11 protein-coding genes are annotated in these 13,788 nt (G+C 63.5%); 4 read left to right on the top strand and 7 right to left on the bottom strand.

Features of this window, described 5'->3' with window-relative positions; all coding sequences use genetic code 11:
- Positions 1 to 21: 21 nt before the first annotated feature.
- On the bottom strand, positions 22 to 1,380 hold the full coding sequence (locus PverR02_RS17915) for a glutamine synthetase family protein (RefSeq protein ID WP_079444060.1): 1,359 nt from the start codon (positions 1,378 to 1,380) through the stop codon (positions 22 to 24).
- A gap of 140 nt (positions 1,381 to 1,520) precedes the next feature.
- Between PverR02_RS17915 and PverR02_RS17920 the strand changes: the two genes are divergently transcribed.
- Positions 1,521 to 2,417 carry a helix-turn-helix domain-containing protein gene (locus tag PverR02_RS17920; RefSeq protein ID WP_017846569.1) on the top strand — a complete coding sequence of 299 codons (897 nt, stop codon included), beginning with the start codon at positions 1,521 to 1,523 and terminating at the stop codon, positions 2,415 to 2,417.
- Positions 2,418 to 2,817: 400 nt separating this feature from the next.
- On the opposite strand, the gene PverR02_RS17925 is transcribed toward PverR02_RS17920, so the two are convergent.
- Genes PverR02_RS17925 through PverR02_RS17935 form a run of 3 tightly spaced genes read right to left on the bottom strand, consistent with a single transcriptional unit; the run spans position 2,818 to position 5,954 of the window.
- A complete protein-coding gene (locus PverR02_RS17925; protein WP_017846571.1) occupies positions 2,818 to 3,921 on the bottom strand; it encodes an acetoin dehydrogenase dihydrolipoyllysine-residue acetyltransferase subunit in 1,104 nt (367 codons plus the stop codon).
- Positions 3,918 to 4,937, bottom strand: a complete 1,020-nt coding sequence (locus PverR02_RS17930; protein ID WP_017846572.1) for an alpha-ketoacid dehydrogenase subunit beta — start codon at positions 4,935 to 4,937, stop codon at positions 3,918 to 3,920. Before PverR02_RS17930 ends, PverR02_RS17925 begins: the two co-directional genes overlap by 4 nt.
- 39 nt (positions 4,938 to 4,976) lie before the next feature.
- Entirely contained in the window at positions 4,977 to 5,954 is a 978-nt protein-coding gene (locus PverR02_RS17935) for a thiamine pyrophosphate-dependent dehydrogenase E1 component subunit alpha (RefSeq protein ID WP_079444061.1), read from the bottom strand.
- A 310-nt stretch (positions 5,955 to 6,264) separates the two neighbouring features.
- Here PverR02_RS17935 and PverR02_RS17940 point away from each other — a divergent pair, with 310 nt between their 5' ends.
- On the top strand, positions 6,265 to 8,133 hold the full coding sequence (locus PverR02_RS17940; protein WP_079444062.1) for a sigma-54-dependent Fis family transcriptional regulator: 1,869 nt from the start codon (positions 6,265 to 6,267) through the stop codon (positions 8,131 to 8,133).
- A gap of 117 nt (positions 8,134 to 8,250) precedes the next feature.
- Here the strand turns inward: PverR02_RS17940 and PverR02_RS17945 are convergent, their stop codons facing one another.
- Positions 8,251 to 9,045, bottom strand: a complete 795-nt coding sequence (locus PverR02_RS17945) for an acetoin reductase (RefSeq protein WP_017846575.1) — start codon at positions 9,043 to 9,045, stop codon at positions 8,251 to 8,253.
- Between the two features lie 181 nt (positions 9,046 to 9,226).
- Here PverR02_RS17945 and PverR02_RS17950 point away from each other — a divergent pair, with 181 nt between their 5' ends.
- Complete coding sequence (locus PverR02_RS17950; protein ID WP_079444063.1) at positions 9,227 to 11,377, top strand: TonB-dependent siderophore receptor; 2,151 nt, start codon at positions 9,227 to 9,229, stop codon at positions 11,375 to 11,377.
- Positions 11,378 to 11,395: 18 nt separating this feature from the next.
- Here PverR02_RS17950 and PverR02_RS17955 read toward each other — a convergent pair whose 3' ends face one another.
- Together PverR02_RS17955 and PverR02_RS17960 are read right to left on the bottom strand one after the other, a co-directional pair.
- The gene (locus tag PverR02_RS17955; protein ID WP_046383718.1) at positions 11,396 to 11,833 is read right to left on the bottom strand and encodes a carboxymuconolactone decarboxylase family protein; all 438 of its coding nucleotides are present in this window, start codon (positions 11,831 to 11,833) and stop codon (positions 11,396 to 11,398) included.
- Positions 11,834 to 11,947: 114 nt separating this feature from the next.
- Entirely contained in the window at positions 11,948 to 12,418 is a 471-nt protein-coding gene (locus tag PverR02_RS17960; RefSeq protein ID WP_017846578.1) for an Lrp/AsnC family transcriptional regulator, read from the bottom strand.
- 123 nt (positions 12,419 to 12,541) lie between these two features.
- On the opposite strand from PverR02_RS17960, the gene PverR02_RS17965 reads away from it, so the two are divergent.
- The gene (locus PverR02_RS17965) at positions 12,542 to 13,786 is read left to right on the top strand and encodes a methionine gamma-lyase (RefSeq protein WP_017846579.1); all 1,245 of its coding nucleotides are present in this window, start codon (positions 12,542 to 12,544) and stop codon (positions 13,784 to 13,786) included.
- Positions 13,787 to 13,788: the final 2 nt, after the last annotated feature.

The following is a 13,788-nucleotide window of genomic DNA, read 5'->3' on the forward strand; positions in this document are numbered from 1 at the left end:
TCGACACCCCTTTATGATTGTTTAGACGCTCAACAGCAGGAACTCACGCTCCCAGGAACTGATCACCCGCTTGAAATTCTCATGCTCGGCGCGTTTGACCGCGACGTAGCCGCGCACGAACTTGTCGCCCAGGTATTGCTTGACCGTCGCGCACTCCTCCATACGCACCAGCGCATCCTCGAGCGTGATCGGCAGGCGCAGGTTGCGCCGCTCATAGGCGCGGCCTTCCACCGGCGCGCTCGGCTCGATCTTTTCGATCATGCCCAGGTAGCCACACAACAGGCTGGCGGCGATCGCCAGGTACGGGTTGGCATCCGCGCCGGGCAGGCGGTTTTCCACGCGCATGGCGTCGGGGTTCGATGTCGGCACGCGCAGGCCGACAGTGCGGTTTTCTTCGCCCCATTCCACGTTGACCGGCGCCGAGGTGTCCGGCAGGAAGCGGCGGAACGAATTCACGTTGGGCGCAAACATCGGCAGCAGCTTGGGGATGTACTTCTGCAGGCCGCCGATGTGGTGCAGGAACAGCGTGCTCATCCGACCGTCGGCGTCGACGAACACCGGCTTGCCCGTGGCGATGTCGACCACGCTCTGGTGCAGGTGCATGGCGCTGCCCGGCTCGTCGGCCACCGGCTTGGCCATGAAGGTCGCGGCGACGTTGTGCTTGAGCGCGGCTTCGCGCAGGGTGCGTTTGAACACGGTGATCTGGTCGGCAAGATCCAGGGCGTCACCGTGGCGGAAGTTGATTTCCATCTGCGCCGGGCCGTCTTCGTGGATCAGTGTGTCGAGGTCCAGGCCCTGGGCTTCGCACCAGTCGTAGACGTCTTCGAACAGCGGGTCGAACTCGTTGGCGGCGTCGATGGAGAACGACTGGCGACCGGTTTCGGCCCGCCCGGAGCGGCCGACCGGGGTTTTCAGCGGCAGGTCCGGGTCATCGCAGCGCTGGGTCAGGTAGAACTCCATTTCCGGCGCGACAATCGGCTGCCAGCCCTGCTCGGCGTAGAGCTGCAGCACCTTTTTCAGCACGTTGCGCGGCGACAGCTCGATGGGGTTACCCTGCTTGTCGAAGGTGTCGTGGATCACGATGGCGGTCGGTTCAATCGCCCATGGCACCACGTAGGTGGCGTGGGCCACCGGGCGGCAGACCATGTCGATGTCGGCCGGGTCGAGCAGGTCGTAGTAGACATCGTCGTCGACAAAGTCCCCGGTTACCGTTTGCAGCAACACACTTTCCGGCAGGCGCATGCCTCGCTCATGCAGGAACTTGTTGGTGGGCGCAATCTTGCCGCGTGCGATGCCAGTCAAATCACTGATCACGCATTCGACCTCGGTAATCTTGTGTTCTTTCAGCCAGGCGGACAGCTGATCGAAGGGGGCGTTCATAAGGACCTCGTCATGGGTGGGAGACTGCACCGGCTTGTACTCCCGGCGCATTGAGGTCTATCTTGGGCTCGCCGCGCCACGGCATCTATCCACTTTGCTCCGAACACAACGCACCAATAGAGTGCGAGCAGGTTCCCCCTATGACACAGGCAACCGCTTTGCGCGTACAGGCCTTCACCACCGGTGATGTGGCCGCTCAATGCCGTGCGACACCCGGCTGGGTGCAGCACTACCAGCAGATGTCCCCCGGGCATTTTGCCGGGCAGATCCGCTACCTCGACCTGCACGGCGTGGAGGTCTACGAAGAGAGCATGAACACCCGGGTGGAGCAGCATTTCAACGCGCCGCCGGGGGCCCTGGCGTTCTGTTTCGACGGCAGCGACAACACGCTGTACCTGCTCAATGGCGAGAGCCGCAACACCTGGATCACCCCGGAGAACTACCGTGAAGTGGCGGTGGTATTCGGGCCGCAGTTCGTGCAGCGCCATCGCTTGGATGTGGCGAAACTCGAAGGGTTGTTCATGGCGCCGCTGACCTGCCAGCAGAATGCGTTGTTCAGCCGCTGGCTCAGTGGCACGCTCACACGGTTGTCCGGCACCACCGACCCGATCAGCCGCGATGCCCTCACCCAGCAGTTGCTCGACGATTGCCTGTTCATTCTCGACAACGCCTGCGTATGCCTGGACCGCCAGTCATTGCAGCGCCGCAGCGAAGAGCGCCGGCTGATGACGCGCATCGGCGAATGGGCGGTCGATGCACCGGATGACACCGTCAACCTGCTGGAGCTGGCGCAGATCGCCGGCGTGCCGTTGCGCCAGTTGCAACAAGGCTTCAAGACCTACACCGGAATGAGCCCGGCGCAGTGGTTGCGTTTGCGCCGCTTGAACGGGGCGCGGCGGGAGTTGTTGAGTTCAGCCGCGGCCACAGTGGCGCAAGTGGCGATGAACTGGTCGTTCTGGCATTTGGGGCGGTTTTCCAATAGCTACCGGGCGTTGTTCAAGGAGCTGCCGAGCGAAACCCTCAAGCGCGCCGTTTGAAACGCACTCTAAATGGTGGGAGGGGGCTTGCCCCCGATGGCAATGGGTCAGTCACCAGGAATATTGACTGAGACACCGCTATCGGGGGCAAGTCGAATCGTCGCACCGCCCCTCCCACATTGGACTGCATCAAGGCTGGACGTTGAGGAAGGTTGCCATCAACGGGTTGACCCGCTCCGCCGCCTCCAACTTTTGAAATACACTCTAAATGGTGGGAGGGGGCTTGCCCCCGATGGCAATGGGTCAGTCACCAGGAATATTGACTGAGACACCGCTATCGGGGGCAAGCCCCCTCCCACATTGAGATATTCGTCGGCCTGAGATCAGTGGTAAGCGGTCGCAATCCGTTCGCGTTTGGTGGCATTGAAAACTACTCGTTACCCTCCCACATTGGACTGCATCAAGGCTGGGAGTTGAGGAAGGTTGCCATCAACTGGTTGACCCGCTCCGCCGCCTCCAACTGCACCATATGCCCCTGCCCCGGCAGGATTTCCACCTGGGCCTCGAGCCCCTCAGCATGTCTGGCCGGGATGATTGCGTCGTCGCTGCCCCAGATCACCAGGCTTGGCTGCTGCCCGACAATATTGCGCAGATCCAGGCGCTGCCGCCCGCCCTCGAACAGCTGGGCATTGAGCTGGCGCAACGCTTGATCCACGCCTTCGAGGCGCTTGAACTTGAGCATGTCCTCCAGCATCTGCCGCGTGACCAGCGCCGGGTCGCTGAACAGTTGAATCAAGTGCGGCTTGAGCGCGTTGCGGTTAGTCGCGTCGGTGAAGCCGTGCAAGTAGTCCGCGTTGATCTCTTCGCCGAGCCCGGCGCTGGCGATCAGGGTCAGCGAGGCGACCCGCGCGGGGGCCTGGCGCGCCACGGTCAGGCTGACCAGGCCACCCATTGAGTGGCCGGCCAGGTGGACGCGGTCGAGCGCGAGATGATCGAGCAACGCTAGCAGCGCCTGGCTCAACTCGTCGGCATCGCCGCTGCGCAGCTGCTTGCCCGACTCGCCATGGCCCGGCAGGTCCAGGGCGATCACCCGGCGCTGCGCCGCCAACCCCGGGTGGTTGAACAGCCAGTTGTTCAAGTCGCCGCCAAACCCGTGAACCAACACCAACGGCGTGCCGCCCTCACCGAGATCGAGATAACGCAACAGCCGCCCGCCCACCTCGACTTTCTGCGCGCTGGGCCCGGATGCTTGCGCCTCGGCCGCACTCGACACGAAGCTGGCCTGGAAACCTTCGATTACCGCATCAATCTCGGCTTCCGTGGCCTCGCCCTCCACCACGATCCCGAGCAGCCCGCCCACCGGCAAGGTCTCGTCGCTCAGCGCCAGCACGCGGCGCAGCACGCCACTGAACGGCGCCTCGACGCTGCTGGAGATCTTGTCGGTCTCCACGTCGAGCACTTCCTCGCCCTTCTCCACCCGGTCGCCCGGCTGTTTGAGCCAGACATCCACGCGGCCTTCGGTCATCGACAAGCCCCACTTGGGCATGGTCAAGATATGGATCATGCGGCAGTCCTCTTATCGGCGATCTTCAACACCGCGGCTTCGATCTTCGCTGCGTTGGGGATGTACAGATCCTCCAGCGCATCGGAGAACGGCACCGGCGTGTGCGGCGCGGTGACCATTTCGATCGGCGCGCGCAAGAACGAAAACCCGCGCTGCGCGACCAGCGCGCTGATATCGGTGGCGATCGAGCAGCGCGGGTTGGACTCGTCGATCACCACCAGGCGGCCGGTCTTCTCCACGCTTTCCAGGATGCTGTCTTCGTCCAGCGGGCTGGTGGTGCGCAGGTCGAGCACTTCGCAGTCGATGCCTTGGCGCGCCAGGTTGGCAGCGGCTTCCAGGGCGATATGCACCATGCGCCCGTAGGTGACCAGGGTCACGTCATTGCCTTCGCGCACGTAATTGGCTTCGCCGAAAGGCACGGTGTACAGCTCTTCCGGCACTTCGCCCTGCAGGCTGTAGAGCATCTTGTGTTCGAGGAAGATCACCGGGTCGTTGTCGCGGATCGCCTGGATCAGCATGCCCTTGGCGTCATAGGGCGTGGCCGGGCACACCACTTTGAGGCCGGGGATGTGCGTCCACATCGAGGTGAGCATCTGCGAATGCTGCGCGGCGGCGCGCAGGCCGGCGCCGTACATGGCGCGCACCACCAGCGGCGTGGCGGTCTTGCCACCGAACATGTAGCGGAACTTGGCGGCCTGGTTGAGCAACTGGTCGAGGCAGCAGCCGAGAAAGTCGACGAACATCAACTCGCACACCGGGCGCATGCCGCGGGTGGCCGCGCCGACCGCCATGCCGACGTAACCGATTTCGGACAACGGCGCATCCAAGACGCGGTCGGGAAACTCCGGGTACAGGCCCTTGGTCACGCCGAGCACGCCGCCCCAGGCATCCTGCTCGCCGGGGGAGCCGGTGCCGCCGGACACGTCCTGGCCGATGATGAACACACTCTGGTCGCGACGCATTTCCTGGGCCAGGGCTTCGTTGATTGCCTGCTGATAACTGATTTTGCGAGCCATGATCAATTCTCCACGGATTATTTTTGTAGTGGGTGGCGATTAGCGGTAAGCGACGTAGACATCACTGAGCAGGTCTGCGGCCTGGGGCTTGGGATCGGACTTGGCCAGGCGCACGGCGTCTTCGATCAGTTGCGCGACCTCCGCGTCGATGCGCTCGAACTGCGCCGCATCGAGCCAGCCTTCGGCGCTGCAGCGTTGGCGAAACAGCACCAGGCAATCGTGGGATTCACGCAGGCTCTTCACTTCGTCGGGGCCGCGATAAGTTTGCGCGTCGCCTTCGAAGTGGCCGTAGAAACGGCTCAACTTGACCTCCACCAGCGTCGGCCCCTGGCCGCTGCGCGCACGTTCCACGGCTACCCCCAGGGCCGCGTGGACGGCGAAGAAATCATTGCCGTCGACGATCACCCCCGGCATGCCGAAGCCCACGGCGCGCTCGGCGATGTCTTTGCACGCTACCGACCAGCCCGAGCCGGTGGCTTCGGCGTAGCCGTTGTTTTCAGCCACGAACAGACACGGCAGTTTCATGATTGCGGCCAGGTTCATGGCCTCGAACACCGCACCCTCGTTGGAGCCGCCGTCGCCGAAAAACGCCACGGCCACGCCCTGGCTGCCCTTGAGCTTGGAGGCCAGCGCCGCCCCGGCCGCCAAGGGCGCGCCGGCACCGACGATGCCGTTGGCGCCGAGCATGCCTTTCTCTTGGTCGGCAATGTGCATGGAACCGCCCTTGCCGCCGCACACCCCGGTTTTCTTGCCGTAGATCTCGGCCATCATGCCGAACACGTCCACGCCCTTGGCGATGCAGTGGCCGTGGCCACGGTGGTTGGAGGCGATGCAATCTTCATCGTTGAGGTGGGCCATGACCCCGGCGGCGCTGGCTTCCTGGCCGGCATACAGGTGGACGAAACCAGGGATCTCGCCAGTGGCGAATTCCACGTGCAGGCGTTCCTCGAAATCGCGGATGGTACGCATCACGGTGTAGGCATGGAGCAGTTGATCAGTAGACAGGTGAGTGGACATCTTGTTGTTCTCCAGGTTGTCTCGACACACAAAAGGCTGGCTGCAGCCAGTTGCAAGACCTTCAGCACAGCCTGTGCCAACGCCTCGAAAAACCTCGCACAGGCTTGATTCAGAGCAGTGCCACGCGGTTGTGCGGCGGCGACCGCCAACCACAGAATGAGACGCGCCATTGCAACCTGCCCGTGGCGTGCGCGGCCGGATGAGACGCTGCGTCTCACACCGGGCAGTTGGTCAGACCGCCCTTGTCCCCCTGCGCGCATGCGCGCTTAATGGCGGGCATAACAACAAAAGATCGAGAACCGGAGGCCTTATGCTCGCCGCGAACTCCAAAGACCATGTCGACTGCGTCAGTCGCGTGGTCCGCAATGCCGATCGCCTGCCCCAGGCTCCGGTGCCGTCGCTGATTTTCGATTCATGGCGCCGTTCCATGGAGCAACACCACCTCGACCCTGGCTCGCTGCAAGGGCCACGCATTCTCAGTGAACCGCTGCTCAAGGAATGCCGTGAGCGCGCCGAACTGTTCATGCACATCGCCAGCGAAGAAGTCGGCCAACTCCACCACCGCGTGCGCCATGCCGACTACTGCGTGATGCTTACCGACGCCCAGGGCCAGACCATCGACCACCGCGTGGACACGGCGATTCGCACCGATTGCCGCAAGGCCGGCCTGTACCTGGGCACCTGCTGGTCGGAAGCCGAAGAAGGCACCTGCGGCGTGGCCACGGTGCTGACCAGCAAGGCTGCCGTGACGGTGCATAAGCGCGATCACTTTCGCGCAGCGTTTATCGGGCTGACCTGCTCCGCCGCGCCGATCTTCGACCCCCAGGGCAACCTGCTGGGGGTGATGGACGCCTCGGCGCTCAAATCCCCGGATGACCGGCGCAGCCAGCATCTGGTAAGACAGATGGTGGCGCAGAGCGCACAAGCCATCGAAAATGCCTTCTTCATGCACAGCGCGCGTCAGCACTGGGTGCTCCAGGCCCACAGTACGCCCGGCTATGTCGACAGCCAGCCCGACCTGCTGCTGGCCTGGGACCAGGATGGGCGCCTGCATGCGTTGAACAGCAAGGCGCGCCAGGCCCTGCGTCGGCGCTTTGGCCAGGTGCCGGCGCATATCGGCGAGGTCTTCGACCTGGATGCGTTGCGCGCGGTCACCGATCAATCGGCGCAACAGCTGCACTGGCTGGGCGAGCCCGGCGCATTGCATGTGCGGGTCAGCGCGCCGCGGCGTAAGCCGGCGCGTCCAGCGAAGGCCGTAAACAATCAGGTCGACCCCCGGGTGGAAGAACACCTGCGCCTGGCCTTGCGGGTCAAGGACCGCAACCTGCCGGTGCTGGTGCAGGGTGAAACCGGCGCCGGCAAGGAAGTCTTCGCGCACCAACTGCATGAGCGCAGCGCTCGTCGCGACGGGCCCTTCGTGGCGGTGAACTGCGCGGCGATCCCGGAAAACCTCATCGAAAGCGAGCTGTTTGGCTATGTCGCCGGGGCCTTTACCGGCGCGTCGAACAAGGGCATGCCCGGGCTGTTGTTGCAGGCCGATGGCGGAACGCTGTTCCTCGATGAAATCGGCGATATGCCGCTGGCCCTGCAGACGCGCTTGCTGCGGGTATTGGCCGAAGGTGAAGTGGCACCGCTGGGTGCGGCAAAAACCCGTGCGGTGGATATCCAGGTGATCTGCGCCAGCCACCGCGACCTGGCGGTGCTGGTCAGCGAGGGGCGCTTTCGCGAAGACCTGTACTTTCGCCTGGGCTGCGCACGGTTCTGCCTGCCGCCCTTACGCGAGCGCAGCGACAAGCTGGCCTTGATCAATCGGCTGCTGGAACAGGAGGCGCACAGCGGCGCAATCTCCGTGGGCATCGGCCCCGCCGCGCTGGAGGTACTGCTCGGCTATGCCTGGCCGGGCAATGTGCGGCAACTGCGCCATGTGCTGGCGTATGCCTGTGCGGTGTGCGACGGCGGCACCATCCAGTTGGCTAACCTGCCCGTGGAGGTGCGCGGCGAGCAGATCGAGGCCGACGTGGAAGAACGTGTCAGCCCGGAACGCCAGGTGGTGCTGGATGCACTGATCCGGCATCGCTGGAAGCCGTCGCCGACGGCCCAGGCGCTGGGGATTTCGCGGGCGACCCTGTATCGCCGGGTCAACCAACTGGGCATCGACATGCCGGGCAAACATATCTGACCCAGCACCGTCAAACATGTGGGAGCGGGCTTGCCCGCGATGGCGGTGTATCAGCCACCGATGCCGTGACTGAACCGCCGCCATCGCGGGCAAGCCCACTCCCACCTTTGAACCGCGTTATCGGTACACAATCCCACCATCGATCAACGGCGACTGGCCGGTCATGTAGTCCGCATCCGGCCCCGCCAGGTAAGACACCAGCCCGGCCACATCCTCAGGCGTTTCCGCACGGCCCAGGGCAATCCCGTCCACATACTTCTTATAGGTCGCACCGACTTCGGCGCCGGTAATCTCGGCCATGCGCTTGTCGATCTCGACCCACATATCGGTGCCGACCACGCCCGGGCAATAAGCATTGACCGTAATCCCGGCGCTGGCCAGTTCCTTGGCCGCCGCCTGGGTCAGGGCGCGCACGGCGAACTTGGTCGCCGAGTACACGCCCAGCAGCGCAAAACCTTCATGCCCGGCGATCGAGCAGGCGTTGATGATCTTGCCCTTCTGCTTGAGCGCCTTGAACTTCTTGCCGGCGGCCTGGATGCCCCACAACACACCCTGCACATTGATGCCCAGGGTGCGCTCGACCTGCTCGGGGCTGACGTCCAGCAGTGAATCGATCTGTGCCACCCCGGCGTTGTTGACGATGATGTCGAAACCACCGAGGGTCTGGTATGCGTGTTCGACGGCGGCCACCACTTGTTCGCGCTTGGACACGTCGGCGATAAATACCGAGGCCTTGCGCCCTGCCGCGACGATTTCAGCAGCCACGGCTTCGAGCTTGGCGCCATTGATGTCCACCAGCGCGATATCGGCACCGTCCCGTGCCAGGCGCAGGGCGATGGCGCGGCCGATGCCCTGCCCGGCGCCAGTCACCAGCGCAACTTTTCCAGCGATGAGGTTTCCAGCGGTACTCATGACGACCTCCTGCAACGATGAGAGAAGCCTCGTCTATCGCAGATGCACGCCAGGGCTGTCGAGGCGCACATGAATCGGCGTGCGCGCTGAGACCGGATGTCTCAATGCGCGAATCCTTGTAAATGCGCGCACTTATGCCTAGCTTATGCGCCCCCCGTCCTGCGCTTTAAGGCCTTGCCCCATGGTTCTGCGTTTTCGCCCCGTCGTCACGTCACGTTTCGCCCTCGGCCTGCTGCTCAGCGGTGGCATCGGCAGCAGCCTGGCTGCGGAAATTGAACTGCCGGCGGTACAGGTCCAGGGCCAGGATGAGTCCGGTTATCGCAGTGAAACCGCCTCGGTCGGCGGTTTCAATGAAGCGCCGCTGCTGGACACTCCCGCCTCGATCAGCGTGATCAACGCCGCCCTGATCAAGGACCAGCAAGCCCGCCTGCTCAGCGAAGTGCTGCGCAACGACGCCTCGGTGGGCGACAGCTACGCACCGATCGGCTACTACGAAAACTTCGTGGTGCGCGGCTTCTCGCTGAACGCGGCGAGCAGCTACAAGATCAACGGGCGCACCATCACCGGCGAGCAGAACGTCGCCCTGGAAAACAAACAGCAGGTGGAAGTACTCAAGGGCCTGGCCGGCCTGCAAAGCGGGATCTCCGAGCCCAGCGGCGTGATCAACTACGTGACCAAGCGCCCGCAAGACGTGCGTTCGGTGACGGTGTCCACCGACGACCGCGGCAGCGGTTATATCGCCACCGACGTCGGCGGCTGGTTCGGCAGCGAGCGGCAGTTCGGCCTGCGCGCCAACGTGGCCCATGAAGACCTCAATTCCTACGTGGAACACGCCAACGGCCAGCGCGACTTCCTGTCCCTGGCGTTCGACTGGAACATCAGCCCCGACGCGGTGCTGCAACTGGATGCCGAATACCAGAACAAACAACAGCGCTCGGTGCCGGGCTACCAACTGCTGGGCGGCAGTGAAGTGCCCCACGATGCATCGCCGAAACAGCTGCTGGGCCATCAAAGCGGTTCCAAGCAGGTCGGTATTGATTCGCTGAACCTCAACGGCAAGTTCGAATACCGCTTCAGCGACCAGTGGAAAGGCAGTGTCAGCGCGGCGCGCAGCAAGGTGGTGATCGATGACTACAGTTCGTTCGCCTGGGGCTGTTTCTACGTGAACACGTGCAACGCCAACACGTTCAGCCCCGAGGGTGACTACGACATCTACGACTACCGCAGCCCCGACGACACCCGCCGCGACGATGAAGTGCAGGCGGCCATGACCGGGCTGTTCGACACCGCCGGCCTGGGCCATGAATTGACCTTCGGCACCAGCGCGTTTCGCCGGGTGATCGACAAGCGCGAGGCGGTCAACGAGTACATCGGCAGCGGCAATATCAATCAGGACGCGCCGACGTTTGCGCCGACCAACGTGCCGCTGAACGACAGCCATCGCACCCTCGACAGCCGCCAGTACGGCGTGTTCGTCACCGACCGCATCCGCTTCAACGAGCAGTGGCAAACCCTCCTCGGCGGTCGCGAAGTGCGCCTCGATGAACAAGCCTTTGACAGCAATGGCGACCAGGCGCGCCATACCCAGCAGTACGTGTTCCTGCCCCAGGCCTCGCTGATCTATAAGCCGATTGAAAACATCTCGCTGTACACCAGCTACAGCAAGAGCCTGTCCCTGGGCGGCACGGCGCCGTGGTTCGCGAACAACCCGGACGAGACCCTGGCCCCGACCGTGTCGCGACAAATAGAAGCCGGCGTGAAATACGACTGGCGCCGCATCAGCTTCGCCGCGGCCGTGTTCCAGACGCGCCAGGCCTACCAGTACGCCAAGCCGGATGGCGCCGGGAGTTTCACCTACGTGCAACAAGGCGAGCAGAAGAACACTGGGCTGGAACTGTCGGCGAATGGTTGGGCCACCGACCGCCTGCAGATCGCCACCAGCGTCGCGGCGATTCGGGCGCGGGTCAGCGGCAGCGGCACGCCGGACTACGAAGGCCACCAGGCGATCAACGTGCCCAAGCTGCGCGCCAGTGTCTACGCCGACTATGCGCTGCCGTGGGTCAACGGCCTGGCGGTCCTGGGCGGCGTGCAATACAGCGCCAAGAAGTACGCCAACCGCAGTGGCAATGTCGAGGTCGGGGACTATGCGGTGGTCAACGTCGGCAGCCGTTACACCACCAAAGTCGATGGCTATGAAACGGTGTTTCGCCTGAGTGTCGACAACCTGTTCGACAAACGCTACTGGCGCGACGCGGGCGAGTACATGGGCGATGACTACCTGTTCCAGGGCGCGCCGCTGACAGCGCGCCTGAGTGCCTCGGTCAACTTCTGACCGCGCACGGCCCCGGGCTTACTTGGGCATCTTGCGAAAGCCCACCGCCAGGCGGTTCCAGCTGTTGATGGTGGCGATGGCGACGCTCAGATCGACCTGTTCCTGGGGGCTGAACTCGGCGGCGAGTGCGTTGTAGTCTTCGTCTGCGGCGCGGGTCTGGCTGACCAGGGTCAGGCTTTCGGCCCAGGCCAGGGCGGCGCGTTCACGCGGGGTGAAGAACGGCGTTTCGCGCCAGGCCGACAATGTGTACAGGCGGCGCTCGGTCTCACCGCCCTTGCGCGCATCGGCGGTGTGCATATCGAGGCAGAAGGCGCAGCCATTGATCTGCGACACGCGCAGGCGCACCAGTTCCAGCAGGGGCAGTTCGATGGACAGTTTGCCCACTGCGGTTTCCAGGGCGAGCATGGCTTTCATGGCGTCTGGGGAAGCGGTGTAGAAATCGGTACGGGGTTGCATGGTAGAGCTCCTGAACACTGGAAATTGGTGGCCAGATTAGTCAGCGCAGCACTCAGGAGAAATAGCCAATTCCGGCAAAGATCAGGTAGCCAATGTGCCCACGGGCTCAGCCCCTCAGCGCGGCAGCGGAATCACGCGCAAAGGCCGCACCGATTTGTAGGAAAAGCTCGAGTAGATCTCTTTGACGCACGGCAATGTCTGCAACACCTCCCGCGCGAATTCGCCAAACGACTCCAGGTCCTTGGCCACCACTTCTAGCAGGAAGTCATAGCGCCCCGAGACGTTATGGCAGGCGACGATTTCCGGAATGTCGAGCAAGCGCTGCTCGAACGCCCGCGCAATTTCCTGGGTATGGCTCTCCATCATGATGCTGACAAACGCCGTCACCCCATAGCCCAACGCCTTGGGCGACAGGATCGCCTGATAACCGCTGATCACCCCGCTCTCTTCCAGGTTCCTGACCCGCCGCCAACACGGGGAGGTGGTCAGGGACACGCGCTCGGCGAGCTCGGCCACGGTCAAGCGGGCGTTGCCTTGCAGTGCGTTTAAAAGCGCCTTGTCGGTGCGATCCAGACTGAGGGGCATAACGTGCCTCTAATCATTATTTTTAGAAAGGTTTCATCCCATTGCGCGGGATTTGTCAGCAAATATTGCAAAGTTCAGCTGTGGTTATGAGCATAGCATTGTAGGAAATAAGGAGTGTCCGACATGAACAATAAACACAATGCATTCGGCTTTTCCACCCGTGCCATCCACCACGGTTACGACCCCAAGGACCACCACGGCGCCCTCGTACCGCCGATCTATCTCAGCGCCACGTTCGCCTTCCCCACCGCAGAATACGGCGCCGCGTGTTTTGCCGGTGAAGAAAGCGGGCACTTCTACACACGCATTTCCAACCCGACCCTGGCCCTGCTGGAAGCGCGCATGGCGACCCTGGAAAACGGCGAGGCCGCCGTCGCCTTCAGTTCCGGTATGGGCGCGATTGCCGCCACCTTCTGGACCCTGCTGCGCCCCGGCGATGAGGTGATCGTCAGCCAGACACTCTACGGCTGCACTTTCGCCCTACTGCACCATGGCATCGCGGAGTTCGGCATCAAGGTGCGCCATGTCGACCTCACCGACCTGGATGCACTGCACGCCGCGCTGTCCCCGGCCACGCGCATGATCTACTGCGAAACTCCGGCCAACCCCAACCTGCAACTGGTCGATATTGCCGCCGTCGCCACGCTGGCGCACCAGCAGCCCAACGTCATCGTGGTGGTCGATAACACTTACTGCACGCCGTACCTGCAACGGCCCCTGGAGTTGGGCGCCGATGTGGTCGTGCATTCGGCCACCAAGTACCTCAGCGGACATGGCGACATCACCGCCGGCATTGCGGTGAGCAACCACGCACTGGCGCAGCGCATTCGTCTGCAAGGGCTCAAAGACCTGACCGGTGCGGTCATGTCCCCGCAGGACGCATCGCTGCTGATGCGCGGCCTCAAGACCCTGGCCCTGCGCATGGACCGCCATTGCAGCAACGCCCAGGCAGTGGCCGAAGCCTTGCAGGCCCACCCGGCCGTCGAGCGCGTGACGTACCCGGGGTTGCGCTCATTTCCCCAGTACGAACTGGCGGCGCGGCAGATGCGGATGCCCGGCGGGATGATTGCCTTCGAGCTCAAAGGCGGGATCGCGACCGGCCGGCGCTTCATGAACGCACTCAAGCTGTTCAGCCGCGCGGTCAGCCTGGGCGATGCGGAGTCCCTGGCCCAACACCCGGCGAGCATGACCCACTCCACCTACACCCCAGAGGAGCGGGCAGCCCACGGGATCAGCGAGGGGTTGGTGCGTCTGTCGGTCGGGCTGGAGGACATCGCCGACCTGCTGGCGGATGTGCAGCAGGCTTTGACCAAGTGTCTGCGGGCTGCGCCGCGTGCGACACAGGTGGTCGAGCATGCGATGAAATAGCG

It is taken from the genome of Pseudomonas veronii, assembly GCF_002028325.1.
In the GTDB taxonomy this organism is placed as follows: domain Bacteria; phylum Pseudomonadota; class Gammaproteobacteria; order Pseudomonadales; family Pseudomonadaceae; genus Aquipseudomonas; species Aquipseudomonas veronii.

What these genes read in the sequence shown, in the direction of transcription:
- PverR02_RS17945 (WP_017846575.1), bottom strand. Translation starts at nt 9,045, where the DNA reads ATGAGTACCGCTGGAAACCTCATCGCTGGAAAAGTTGCGCTGGTGACT.
- PverR02_RS17940 (WP_079444062.1), top strand. Translation starts at nt 6,265, where the DNA reads ATGCTCGCCGCGAACTCCAAAGACCATGTCGACTGCGTCAGTCGCGTG.
- PverR02_RS17955 (WP_046383718.1), bottom strand. Translation starts at nt 11,833, where the DNA reads ATGCAACCCCGTACCGATTTCTACACCGCTTCCCCAGACGCCATGAAA.
- PverR02_RS17950 (WP_079444063.1), top strand. Translation starts at nt 9,227, where the DNA reads ATGGTTCTGCGTTTTCGCCCCGTCGTCACGTCACGTTTCGCCCTCGGC.
- PverR02_RS17915 (WP_079444060.1), bottom strand. Translation starts at nt 1,380, where the DNA reads ATGAACGCCCCCTTCGATCAGCTGTCCGCCTGGCTGAAAGAACACAAG.
- PverR02_RS17925 (WP_017846571.1), bottom strand. Translation starts at nt 3,921, where the DNA reads ATGATCCATATCTTGACCATGCCCAAGTGGGGCTTGTCGATGACCGAA.
- PverR02_RS17965 (WP_017846579.1), top strand. Translation starts at nt 12,542, where the DNA reads ATGAACAATAAACACAATGCATTCGGCTTTTCCACCCGTGCCATCCAC.
- PverR02_RS17930 (WP_017846572.1), bottom strand. Translation starts at nt 4,937, where the DNA reads ATGGCTCGCAAAATCAGTTATCAGCAGGCAATCAACGAAGCCCTGGCC.
- PverR02_RS17960 (WP_017846578.1), bottom strand. Translation starts at nt 12,418, where the DNA reads ATGCCCCTCAGTCTGGATCGCACCGACAAGGCGCTTTTAAACGCACTG.
- PverR02_RS17935 (WP_079444061.1), bottom strand. Translation starts at nt 5,954, where the DNA reads ATGTCCACTCACCTGTCTACTGATCAACTGCTCCATGCCTACACCGTG.
- PverR02_RS17920 (WP_017846569.1), top strand. Translation starts at nt 1,521, where the DNA reads ATGACACAGGCAACCGCTTTGCGCGTACAGGCCTTCACCACCGGTGAT.